This window comes from Pontibacter sp. HJ8, assembly GCF_054824225.1.
Genome location: NZ_JSYF01000031.1, coordinates 18,075 through 30,013 on the forward strand (window position 1 = coordinate 18,075; position 11,939 = coordinate 30,013).

Annotated in this window: 8 protein-coding genes; 1 reads left to right on the plus strand and 7 read right to left on the minus strand. The window is 52.9% G+C overall.

The features are described 5' to 3' along the window. Positions 1 to 21 precede the first annotated feature (21 nt). From OB13_RS01670 to OB13_RS01685, 4 genes are all read right to left on the minus strand, one after another. Positions 22 to 534: a hypothetical protein gene (locus OB13_RS01670; RefSeq protein ID WP_461488408.1), complete on the minus strand. Its 513-nt coding sequence runs from the start codon at positions 532 to 534 to the stop codon at positions 22 to 24. 25 nt (positions 535 to 559) lie between these two features. Then, positions 560 to 1,393: a TonB family protein gene (locus OB13_RS01675; protein ID WP_461488409.1), complete on the minus strand. Its 834-nt coding sequence runs from the start codon at positions 1,391 to 1,393 to the stop codon at positions 560 to 562. Between the two features lie 143 nt (positions 1,394 to 1,536). Further along, positions 1,537 to 2,478, minus strand: a complete 942-nt coding sequence (locus OB13_RS01680; RefSeq protein ID WP_461488410.1) for a hypothetical protein — start codon at positions 2,476 to 2,478, stop codon at positions 1,537 to 1,539. A gap of 156 nt (positions 2,479 to 2,634) precedes the next feature. Continuing rightward, a complete protein-coding gene (locus tag OB13_RS01685) occupies positions 2,635 to 5,217 on the minus strand; it encodes a DUF3857 domain-containing protein (RefSeq protein WP_461488411.1) in 2,583 nt (860 codons plus the stop codon). A 222-nt stretch (positions 5,218 to 5,439) separates the two neighbouring features. Between OB13_RS01685 and OB13_RS01690 the strand changes: the two genes are divergently transcribed. Then, on the plus strand, positions 5,440 to 7,296 hold the full coding sequence (locus tag OB13_RS01690; protein ID WP_461488412.1) for an ABC transporter ATP-binding protein: 1,857 nt from the start codon (positions 5,440 to 5,442) through the stop codon (positions 7,294 to 7,296). 49 nt (positions 7,297 to 7,345) lie between these two features. Here the strand turns inward: OB13_RS01690 and OB13_RS01695 are convergent, their stop codons facing one another. From OB13_RS01695 to OB13_RS01705, 3 genes are all read right to left on the minus strand, one after another. Then, positions 7,346 to 8,113, minus strand: a complete 768-nt coding sequence (locus OB13_RS01695; protein ID WP_461488413.1) for a DUF2490 domain-containing protein — start codon at positions 8,111 to 8,113, stop codon at positions 7,346 to 7,348. A gap of 329 nt (positions 8,114 to 8,442) precedes the next feature. After that, positions 8,443 to 9,861: an FAD/NAD(P)-binding protein gene (locus OB13_RS01700; protein ID WP_461488414.1), complete on the minus strand. Its 1,419-nt coding sequence runs from the start codon at positions 9,859 to 9,861 to the stop codon at positions 8,443 to 8,445. A gap of 288 nt (positions 9,862 to 10,149) precedes the next feature. After that, positions 10,150 to 11,939 (minus strand): SLC13 family permease (locus tag OB13_RS01705; protein WP_461488415.1); only part of this gene is annotated, 1,790 nt, incomplete at its 5' end.

Here is an 11,939-nt window from a genome sequence, read left to right on the forward strand (position 1 = left end):
GGGTACTATACTCCGGAACGCTTATTTCAGATACTTTTCAGGGAGAGGCTGCTGCGGCGTTTCGGGCGTGAAGAGCAGGCTGGCAATCCACCAGCGGCCTTTGTCATACACCAGTTGGTAGGTGTTTACGCCCCGTGCTTCCACTTTGCCCGGTTGGGTATAGCGGGTATCGTAGGTCTGAAAGGCAGTGGCGATGTTCCCAAACCGCTCCACCCGGAGTCCCAGCTGGCTTTCATAAAATCCGTTCTGTTCATAAAAGGGGCCGTTGCGAGCTGCAAACTGTTCAACAGTCGTTATCCGGACGAAGCTGCTGTCGCCTTTAGAGAACACGCCTCCCATTTGCGCGTTCGGCAGAAAAAGTGCCTTGAACTGCTCCATGTCCCGCTTCTGCCCTTTTGGCCCGGAGATGATGCGCAAGCCGGCCGCCGTGATGGCCTCGATGCTGGCAACGTCTGCTGCAGGCACCTTTGTTTGGGCCGGGCAGGTATAGCTTATTCCCAGCACCATGGCCAAGGTCAATAGATAATTTTTCATGCCCTATTGAAATAACAGAAAACCATTAGCGGATCGAGAAACGGACCGGCACAAATGCAGTCATTTCCTCAGCTACTCCCTCTTTTTGACCGGGCAGCCAGTTCGGCATTCCCCTTACAACGCGTAGAGCCTCTTCATCCAGCATAGGACCTGCACTTTTTCGTACAGTAAAGTCTTTCAAACTTCCGTCAGGGCTTACCTTAAATCCGATCACAACCAGTCCTGAAGCACCGTTTCGCTGAGCTTCTGCAGGATACCGTACATGGGTGCCCAGGTACTTCAACATAATATCGTCTCCGCCAAAATATTCAGGCAGTTCAAAATGGCGCACATAAGGCAGGGCTATACCTTCCTCTGAAAAAACACTTCCTTTCACTAACTCACCTGCCTTGAAGATATCTGTTCTACGCATCTTACCACTCTCATAATAGCCATACAGCGTATCACGAAGCTGCCCTTTTTCAAATGTCATGGTATATTTCAGGTTCCCGTTTTCATACCATTCCTGATAACTTCCATGTTTTTGTCCTTTCACGTATTCCGCTACAGCCTGTTTTTGCCCATTTTTATACCAGTAAGTACTAATGCCATGCGGCTCTACATTAGCTCTCTTGTCACTTACATTCCTATACTCTCTCCTCTTTATCAGTACACTGTCCAGGGTATAAAAGGAAACAGCACCTGCCGGAGATGACTCGGGATTGACTTCTACTATTCCGAAATAATAGGCCTTTGATTCCTTTGTGGGAATCTCATCCGCATCATAATACCGCACTTCCTTTTTCTGTGCATACACCAAGTTGCCTCCTAGGAGAAAAGTTAATGCAAATAAGATCTTTAAAAGTAGCTCTGCTTTCACTTGGACTATATGTGGTAAGAATTAAATTTCAACTAAATATAGGATATCCCTGATAAATACAGCGAAGGTCAGATCCGGGTAAGAAAATTATTCAAGAAAAATCAAGCATCGTAGCAGTCTATTCGATTTTCAGTAGGTATAGCCTACAGGATTTCCTCCAGGGTATAGTAGGCGAATGTGCTCCGCAGGAGAGGTTTCATGCCTTCCCGGGTATTGAGGGACAGCTGCACTTCGCTCACTTTGCCGTTCGCATCGTAGGTATAGTCCTCCTGCAGGTAGGGCATTTTGTCCCGGTCGATGCTGCGCGAGGTGAGTTTGCCGGCGTCGTTGTAGGTATAGCGGACCTCCTCCGTCTGCCTGCCCGACTTCTCTATGATCACCTGCTGCAACTGCCGTTGCATGTTGTACTGGAACCTCAGGTACTTCAGCAACATCCCCTTTTCGCTGTGCAGCCGCCGCTCTGTCACGAAGCCCTCCTGCCTGCGTTCCGTCCAGCCGGCGCTCTGCTCTTTCAGCAGGTGGCGCTCCGTGTAGTCATGCAGGTACACGTTGTAAATGTTCATGGCATCCGCTCTGCTCTCTTCCTTGGCCGTTATCTCACCATCTATACCCAGTTGCAGGTTCAGTACCGGCTCAAAGGTGTCTGAAACAGGGTCATATCGGTCTATCTGCTGTTGCTTGGGCATCAGCCCCAGGTCCAGGTTCTTTTTGTACTTGATGGCAACGCCGTTGAGCGCGGTGGTGCCCGATGTGGCCACCATCCTGTCTGAATTGGAATACACATCGGTGATGTAGCTCTTTTCCTGGACCACCAGCGCGTCGGCCCCGTGGGCCCGGGCGCTGGCTTTCAGCCGGTTGATCAGGGTGATGTAAGGGGTGGCTTCGCCGCCACGGGCTTCGAGCGCGGCGATCTTCACGTACTCCTCTTTGGGCCACTCGCCCGCAAAGAAAACTTCTACCGCCTTGTTGTGCGGCTGCACAGGTATAGCCGTGAGGCGTTCATCTACGGCCGGATAAAAATCATTTGTACAGCCCGTCAGGCTAATCACTGCGAGCGTGAACACGATGCGTAAGGTTCTTTTCATAGATTTCAGATTTCTAAACGAGCTCGCAAACTTCGTGCTGCATTTGTGCCATGTTCGCCTGTTCGGAGAAAATATAGCAAAAACCTATATTCCCTTCAAAATCCTCAGCCGCTATTCAAACTATTCCCGGTAACAGGCTAGCGTTTACTACTTTATTTAACCGGCACCCTTTTCTGTTTCTTCTTCACTTATTCCCTCAAATACCGGTTGCTCCTCTTCTTCATACACAGGAGGGTGCAGCATCTGCACAAAGGTATCTTTTACCCGGTGCGAAAGGTTGAAGTAAGGCACCCAGATAGCTGCCATGAAGAAAGCACGGATGGCATCGGTAGGGCTGGTCTTCTCCGTTTCGAAAGGCAATGCCATACTCTCCAGCGCTACATACTCCCCGATCATGAACAGGAAATTGCCGACGTAGAAGGCCACCATGAGGGATGGCACGCTGCTGCGGCGCTTCAGGTATAACCTGAGCAGCACCAGGCTGAAGACCACGAACCCAATGTTTAGGATCAGCTCCAATGCCATCAGGCCGGCCAGCTCCGGCGCAAAGTTCGCAGAGGAGGGCATCACCAGGTTCTCCCAGACTGCCTGGTTGAAATAGCCGTTTCGCAGCACCGCAACCGTACCCGCCAGTGGCGTGGCAAAAAGACCGATCAGCGGCACAATAAGCCAGCCTCCAATGGGTTCTCCATTACTCAGAATAAAGCCGGGAGCCGGGTTGGGGTCATAGTGGTAATACACCCTGTAGCCACCGTATAAACCAGCACCCAGGGCCAGCAGGGCTACCACCAGCATGATCCAACTGAAGCGGAAGCCGCCTCCTGAAGCCGGGTTGGTGTTATAGTTGAGACTGTACCCCATGTCATCCAACATGATCTTCTGGTTCTTTACAAAGGCACTCATATGCTCCGGCAGCACGTGGTCCTGCAGGGTGGTGTAGGTATAGTTCAGGGTGAGCACATTCCCACTTTCGGCATAAGACACCTTGCTTTTGTAAACAAAGGCCTCATCTTTCACTTCTTTTACAGCGGGTTGCACCGGCCAGGACTCCGGCAGGAAAAGCTGTATCTCTTGTTCCACGTGTGCCGGGTAGGCCAGCCCCATCGGCATGGTACGCTTGCTGGTACGGGGTTGGCTGATGTGGTTGCGCAGCTCCTGTGGGAAGAAAGTGGAGCGTAACTGCCCTTCCGCGCCTTCCAGCTCCTCCCACAGGTTCTCGATGGTATACTCCTCCAGCGTCGTGAACTTGTTGCCGTGCTCGTAGTCAATGAACTCGACGGGACGGGCTTCTTCTATGTCGGGATAGTTGTTGGCGTAGAAGTTGAGGTAAGATTTCTGGATTTCCTTCAGACTGGTGGTGGCAAAACGGCTTCGCTGCCTGTCCGCTTCCCAACCGGTGTATTCGGTCTTCACCTGCAGTGTCACAGCGCCACCCACATTGTCGAACAGGAATGTCTCCAGCACTTTCACGCCGCCATTGTTAGCTACGGGCGGAACAACTTCTGTCAGGCCTTTGGAAGATGCGCTCAGCACGAGCGCCTGCTGGTAATCCGGCACAAAAGTGGAATGGGAGGTCCCGCGCTGCTTGCTAATGGTGGGGTCGTACCAGAGCCTGATTCCCTCCAGATCAACCTGCACAATACAGTGGTTAAAAGCATAAGGCGAAGGCTGGCTTTCCTTGATCTGGCCTCTATAACCGGAGTTCACCAGCGCCGGATAGGCCTCGACGCCCAGGTGCTTGAGCATCGTGCTCAGCAGCAGCGACTTGTCTTTGCAGTCGCCGAAGCGCTGTGCGAATACGGCAGAGGGCGAGCGGGGCTTATACCCGCCTATACCTGCTTCCATGCCCAGGTAGCGTACTTCGTCCTGCACAACGCGCAGGGCTGCCACCACCCGCTCTTCCTTTTTCCGGTGTGTCGTTCTGATGCTGTCAATTACAGCCTGCAGCGCTTTGGAGGGTGTTTCGTTGAGCCCATACATAGGCAGCGCCCAGTCCACTACTTCTTTCCAGGAGTTGTATTCTGAGACATAGGCCCCCGGATAGGGGTCGTACCAGTCGGGTACCTCACTGTCTACAGGGGTGGCGGGCAGGTTTTTCAGGTGCCAGGTATAGCTAGTGCTCCCATTGGCCGTCGCGATGACCGGCTTGTGTGTTGTTTTGTAGAGTTTATAGTGAAGCTTGCGTTGCTCGGGCATGACAATGTGCACCAGCAACTCATCCATCGGATCGTAGAACTGCAGATTGAACGAGTTAAAGAACTTGCCCCGGAACACCGGGTTACGCCCTTTGATGGTCCAGGCATACTCCACCACGTCGCCTACGCGTATATCGTCCAGGACAAGCAGGGCAGTCAGGCTTTCGTCGAAGATGCGCTGCTCGAGCCCCTGTTCCCGCTGTATGACCTTTACTTTGTTCAGGTTAAGTTTGTTGATGGGCTTGCCTTTGCGCCACACGACCACCTTGTGCAGGTATAGCTTTTCGTGGTTTGGGTCGAAGGATAATTGCAGTTCAGAGCTGTTCTGCACGCCTTCTTCCGTTGTGATCTTGTAGGTGTTATGAAAGAAAGACTCTTCACGTGCCACCTCCCATTGCAGCGAACGCTGCAGGTAATGGTAGCCGTCATTTACTTCGTTCGGGTCGATATCGGTCTGAAGGCGTTGGGGCAATTGCCTGGCCCAGGCAGGTATAGGGGCCGTGGAAATATGCCTGGGAGCAGCTACAGCCGGAAGTTGCCACAATAAGCCTAGCGCTAAAAGACAAAGCGTACAAAAAATTTGTTTGTAAAAGTAGGTCATACCTTGGAAAGAGATTATCCAATAAATATAGAAGAATTTTACTATATATAACAGGAGGAAGCCAGGCTTTGCTACTTAGTTTGAATCAATTTATTTGAACATTAAATAGTGCCAAAGGTATAGTAATAGCGCCTGCGGACACAACCAGCATCTGAACTTACTTACATGAATACCTCTAACAAAGGAACAAGATCGGCCTCTACCCAGGCCGACAAGGAACAGAAAAGCCTTCGGGAGCAAATGGGTGCCCTGAAGAACCTGCCCAAATTTTTCAGGCTGATCTGGGAGACAAGCAAGTCGATGACTGTCGGAAACATGCTGCTGCGCCTGGTCAAATCGTCCCTGCCCCTGGCGATGCTTTATGTAGGAAAGCTGATCATCGACGAAGTGATCCGGCTGATAGCCGTGACAGGTGAACGCGATCTGAGCCACCTGTGGATGCTGGTGGCGGTGGAACTGGGACTCGGTCTGCTATCGGACCTGATCAACCGGGGCATCACGCTGCTCGACAGCCTGCTGGGCGACCTCTTCTCCAACAGAACCTCTGTAGCCCTGATCGAGCATGCCGCCAAACTGGATCTGGCACAGTTCGAAGACGCCACGTTCTACGACAAGCTGGAGCGGGCGCGGCGGCAGACGATCACGCGGGTGGTGCTCATGTCGCAGGTGCTCTCGCAGGTACAGGATATCGTCACGATAGGCTTTCTGGCCGTAGGCCTGATCACCTTCAATCCTTGGCTTATCCTGATTCTGCTGGTGGCCGTGATCCCTTCTTTCCTGGGCGAGACCCACTTCAACGAACGCACTTACTCCCTCTCCCGCTCCTGGACACCAGAGCGGCGCGAACTCGACTACCTGCGCTACATCGGGGCCAGCGACGAGACAGCCAAAGAGATCAAGACCTTTAACTTATCGGGCTTCCTGGCTACCAGGTTCAAACAGCTCTCGGACCGCTATTATGACCTGAACAAGGGACTTATCGTGCGCCGGGCAGTATGGGGCAGCGTTCTTTCTTCGCTGGGTACACTGGCCTACTACGGCGCCTACATTTTTATCCTTTTCCAGACAGTGGCCGGTATCATTACCGTGGGTACGCTTACCTTCCTGGCAGGCTCCTTTAACAGCATGCGCGGGCTGCTGCAGGGCATCATGACCCGCTTTTCGCAGATAGCGGAGAGCGCGCTATACCTGCAAGACCTCTTCGATTTCCTGGAGCTGAAGCCACAGATCACACCGCCTGCCAACCCGCTGCCGGTTCCGCGGCCCATACAGCAGGGCTTCACGTTTGAGAATGTTGGCTTCAAGTACCATAACAGCGAGCGCTGGGCAGTGCGCCACCTCGCCTTCCACCTGCAGGCCGGCGAGAAACTGGCGCTGGTAGGTGAGAACGGCGCCGGAAAGACCACGCTGGTAAAACTGCTGGCCAGGTTGTATGAGCCGACAGAAGGCAGTATCCTGCTCGATGGCATCGACCTGCGGGAGTACGATCTGAATGACCTGCGCCACCAGGTGGGCATCATTTTCCAGGATTACGTGCGCTTCCAGATGACTGCTTCCGACAACATTGCCATCGGCCAGATCAGCAACATCAGCGATCGGGAGCGCATACAGGGTTCGGCCCAGAAGAGCCTGGCAGATCCGGTGATCCAGCGCCTGCCCGATGGCTATGAGCAGGTGCTGGGCAAGCGCTTCAACAAAGGCGTGGAGCTGTCGGGCGGAGAATGGCAGAAAGTAGCCCTGGCCCGTGCCTACATGCGGGATGCCCAGCTGCTCATACTCGATGAACCTACCTCGGCGCTCGATGCCCGGGCGGAACATGAAGTGTTTTTGCGCTTTTCGGAGTTGATCGAAGGCAAGACCGCCGTGCTTATCTCCCACCGCTTCTCCACTGTGCGGATGGCCGACCGGATTCTGTTCCTGGAGCAGGGGCAGCTGAAAGAACTCGGCTCCCATGAAGAGTTACTGGCCCAGAATGGCAAGTACGCAGAGCTGTTCAAACTACAGGCCAGAGGGTATTTATAGCTTGCGCAGGAGAGGTATAGCTGAACCAGCTCAGCATCTGTTGCTGTCATCACTCTTCTGAATCCGTATCTTTCCTCTTCAGTTCGATCTTGTGGCTGAGGGCAAAATTGAGGATATGCCTGTTGTAAAACTGATCCCCTGCCGTACGCTGCTGGTACCAGTTCAGATAGCCTGCCTCTACACTCACACGTTTCAAAACAGCGTAATTCAAGCCTAGGTATATCCTGTTCTGATCGAAGCGATTATAGGTGATGCGTTTGCCGGTGTTGATATGCAGCTCATTACTCACTTTCAGTTTTAGTGGTTTTTCGTTGATATCTGTCAACCGGTATTCAAAGCCGAGGCGGTACCTGAAACGGTAGTTTGTGTTGTACCCTTTTGCCAGCTCTTCATTGGCAGTATTCCTGAAGAATCGCTTCTCTGCTCTGTAGCGGTGTGTGATCAAGAGCCTCCCGATGGGCTGCCTGTAATCAAACTGAACATGCGGCCTGAGTTCAGGTATCACAAGTTTGTTTGTTGCCTGCGGATCATGCGGACTTTGAAGGAAGTAAGTAAATCCAGCGGAGGCATCCCAATTTTCACCTAGCCTGTAGTTCAAGTGAGTCCGGAGTGCAAACTGATGCTGCCTGTCCGGATTCATGAATCTCCTTTCATGGATCTCAGTGGTTAAAAACCATTTGGAAGAGAGTTCTAAGCTATTGGAATAAGTAAACCACACCAGTTGCTGGTGCGTGACCTGCTTGCCGGTAGGCTGAGCAAGCGCAGTAGTAGTAGCAAAAATTCCTGTTAATAACAGTCCAAAGCTCCGGATTCTCATTCTAGTATCAAACCTGCAAAGTACGCGAGCTTTCAGTCCTGCGCTAGCAGCAGTAAGAGTTTATTTTTAAAGTTCGAAGCAACTTAAAATCAAACAGCACGCAGGTTCAGCAGATGGTTTGCTATTCTTCAGGTGTATCATCGTCCTGCGCCATGAAATGCCAGATCAGTACCACGCTTGCCAGGCTGAGGATTGCCAGAATGATCAGAATCAGGTCTTCCTTCATACGCTTTTATACTTATGGCCAGATCAATGAAAATTTCTATAGCGGATTTCCTTGTTGTGACTATACGGAAAGTGAAACCGAGGTGCCCTGGCAACCAGATCCATCAGAAGGCGGACACGGCTTTTAGCCGGGTGCTATTCCCCTGCAGCAATTCAAGCGCCAGAGCCTGGGCCTGTTGCCTGATCTCACGCAGGGCTGTTGACTCATACAGGGTCGCTTTGCGCGGAGGACCAAGCGTGAACAAACCAACAGTTGGTTTGCCCTCCTCTCCTACCAAGGTGCCGTCGGGCATGGTGAGCACCCCCAGGCTTAGGGGATCGGGCTTTATCATACCATCTTTGAGTAATTGCTGCACCAAGGGAATCGGTACCTTTGTGAAATCGCCCTGAGGACCGGTGCAGTTGATCACCCTGCTCACTTCAATTGTCTCTGTCGTCGTTTGTTTTCTTCTCCGGATGGTGACACAAGCGGTCTCCCCTGTTTCCTGCATATCCACTATACTTGCCGCTATTACTTCCAGCTGGCCTTGTGCCTGTAGCTTTTGGAGCAGATTGGCAGAAGCTGCCGGCATGCGGTGGCGGTGCGTTTCCCAGAAGGGGCGGATGTGGCGCAGAAAGCGTTTCTTCTCCTGCCCTGAAAACGCTTGCCAGATACCCGGGACTTCCTCCCGCAGGGCGTCCAGCACATTGCGCCAGGTATAGCCTTTCCGTGCAGCCTCCTGTATTTCATGCCGGATGAACCGGAACATATCCATTGCCGACAAAGGACCATTAGGCGGGAGAGACAGTTTGTAGCAAGGCATTGTTTCTGTGCCCGTGGGCTGTGGCAGCAGGCCATGGCGCGATACCACGTATACCTTGCCGGTATGCCCCTGTGCCTGCAGGCTGCCTACCAGGTCCACCATCGTGAGGCTGGAGCCGATTAGCAACAGTGAGGCATCTGCCGGCAGGCTCATCAGGCCTTTTGCGGCCCAGGGGGAGGCTACATAGCAGCTGCTCCCGTAAAATGCCTCATCTGGTATAGGCAGATGCCCGGGCGGGAAATTGCCCAGCGCGAGCACCACTTTATCCGCCTGCATCGTTTCCTGGCTGCGCAAGGTTACCTGAAAGGCACTTCCCTCCTGCTTCACCGAAACTGCCTCTTCGTATACGTTTACCAGCTTCACGCCCTGCGGGGCACCTGCTTCCGCCTCCTGCAGACGCGATTTCAGATAGTCTCCGAAAATGAAGCGGGGTACAAAATCCTGCGGACTAACCGGTGCCTTCAACTGCCCTTTGTACCGGTATTGATGGGCTGTCAGCCAAGCAAAGAAATCGTAGGGCTCATCCGGGAAAAGGCTCATCGCGCTGGCGGGTACATTGAGCGGCTGGAAGGGCAACTGGCTGGAATAAGCGATGCCCCGGTTCATCCTATACCTGTCCTGCTCCACCAGGCAGATGTCAGTGCCTTCCGGAGCATACCGGAGCAAATGGATTGCCGTTAATGTGCCGCTCAGGCCTCCTCCAATTATCGCGATGTTCATAGGCAATCAAACTTATATGAAGCAAAATATTTTGCAAGCAGGACAGACAAGCCCTGTGCCGGTTGCCTGTGCATCGTAGAATAGTGGGCGGAGCGTATGCGCTACAAATTACCCTGAAGTAAAAAGTAACTGATTTTACGACAGATAGGCCAGAGAGTTGATTTCGGGTTTGCTATACCTTCTACCTCAGCCACAAGATTCGGACACCTCAGAATGAAAGGTATAGCCACTCTGCCTGTGGCGAAGGCTATACAGCCTTGTCCCACGTGGAACAGTATTGGTCTCTTTCTAGAAAGGAAAAAACAAGGGGATGATCAGGGAAGCCAGTAGCCAGAAGATAATATTCAGTGGGGTGCCGACCCGCAGGTAATCGGTGAATCTGTAATTGCCGGGGCCGTAGATCATGGTGTTCGTCTGGTAGCCCATGGGTGTCATAAAGCTGAGCGAGGCGGCAAACGTAACCGCCATCAGGAAGGGTCTCACACTTACCCCCATTTCCTTGGCAGCCACAATCGCTATCGGGGCCAGCAAGGCTGCCGTCGCGTTGTTAGACATGAAATTGGTCACCATGAACGTGATAAAGAAGAAAGTGGAAAGCAGCGCATGGGGCCCGTAACTACCGACTGAGTTTACCAGGTAACCGGATAGCAAACTGGCCGCTCCTGTCTTTTCCAGCGCAGTTCCCATAGAGAGAACGCCGGCCAGCATGAAAATCACTTTCCACTCGATGGCCTTGTATACCTCGTCCAGGCGGATGCACTTGAACAGCACCAGTAGTACCACGCCTACCAGGGCGCTCAGCACGATATGAGCCAGCCCGGTGGCTGCCGCCATCACGACTCCTATACCTATGGCCAGTACCGGTACGATCTTGCTGTAATCGTAGTGGCTCCGCTCCGTTTCGGAGATCAGGAGCAGATCGGGGTTGTTTCTCAGATGTGCTGCCTGCTCTTTGTCGGCCACGATCAGCAGTACATCGCCCGATGAGAGGTGGGTGTGTGTCAGTTTTTCGTGGAGGATCTCGTCGCGGTGCCGGATGGCAACGACGGTAGCCCCGTGGTTGAGTGCCCTGAAATCCAGGTCTTTCAGTGTTTTGCCCTCTATATAAGAGCTGGGGGTAATAATCGCTTCATATAACTTGGTATTGACGCCGATGTCTTCGTCGCGAAATCTTCGTTCTGACTTCAGCTTAATCCCTTTCTCTTCCTTGATCTTTTTGAGCTTCTCTACATCGCAGCGCACCTTGAGCACGTCATGGGCACGCAGCATGGTATAGGGAGTTGGTTTAAGCTTAGTCTTGTCGCGTGTTATCAGCAACACGTCGATGTCCAGGTTCTGCACCAGTCCGGAACTGCGCAAGGGCATGCCTACAGAGGGAGAGCCGGGCAGCAGTACGATTTCTGTGAGGTAATCCCCCATGTTGAAGTCCTCGGTCAGGTCTTCGGCTACCTTGCGGCTGGGCAACAGAAAGCGGCCTGCCAGCAACATGTACACCATGCCAGCTACCAGGAACAGAATGCCTACAGGCGTCATCTCAAACATCCCGATCGGAGCTTCTCCCTGGGCCTCTGCAATCCCGCTTACCAGTATGTTGGTAGAGGTCCCGATGAGGGTACAGATACCGCCGAGCAACGCGCCAAAAGAAAGCGGTATGAGCAGCTTGGCAGGACTAATGCGGGTATCGCGCGCCACCTGAATCACTACCGGCATGAGCAGAGCAACCACGGCCGTATCGTTGATGAAGGCAGACAGAAGACCCGAAACCAGCATCACCGCCAACAGGCAGAAAAGGTAGTTTTTGCGCCCGGCCTTGGTGAGCAGCAGCCCTATACTGCTCAATGCGCCCGACTTGAAAATAGCCGTGCTGATGATGAACATGCAGGCCACCGTGATGGTAGCGGGATTGCTGAAGCCGGCCAGCCCCTCGGCCGGTGTCAGGATACCCAACAGCATGAACAGGGACATGACCAGGATGGCCGTTGTATCGATAGAAAGCCGCTCGCTCACAAAAAGCCCTACCGCTATTGCTATTACAGCCAATACGACGCCTATCTCGAATGTCATTGATTCCGATTTAA

What these genes read in the sequence shown, in the direction of transcription:
- OB13_RS01690 (WP_461488412.1), top strand. Translation starts at nt 5,440, where the DNA reads ATGAATACCTCTAACAAAGGAACAAGATCGGCCTCTACCCAGGCCGAC.
- OB13_RS01680 (WP_461488410.1), bottom strand. Translation starts at nt 2,478, where the DNA reads ATGAAAAGAACCTTACGCATCGTGTTCACGCTCGCAGTGATTAGCCTG.
- OB13_RS01700 (WP_461488414.1), bottom strand. Translation starts at nt 9,861, where the DNA reads ATGAACATCGCGATAATTGGAGGAGGCCTGAGCGGCACATTAACGGCA.
- OB13_RS01695 (WP_461488413.1), bottom strand. Translation starts at nt 8,113, where the DNA reads ATGAGAATCCGGAGCTTTGGACTGTTATTAACAGGAATTTTTGCTACT.
- OB13_RS01670 (WP_461488408.1), bottom strand. Translation starts at nt 534, where the DNA reads ATGAAAAATTATCTATTGACCTTGGCCATGGTGCTGGGAATAAGCTAT.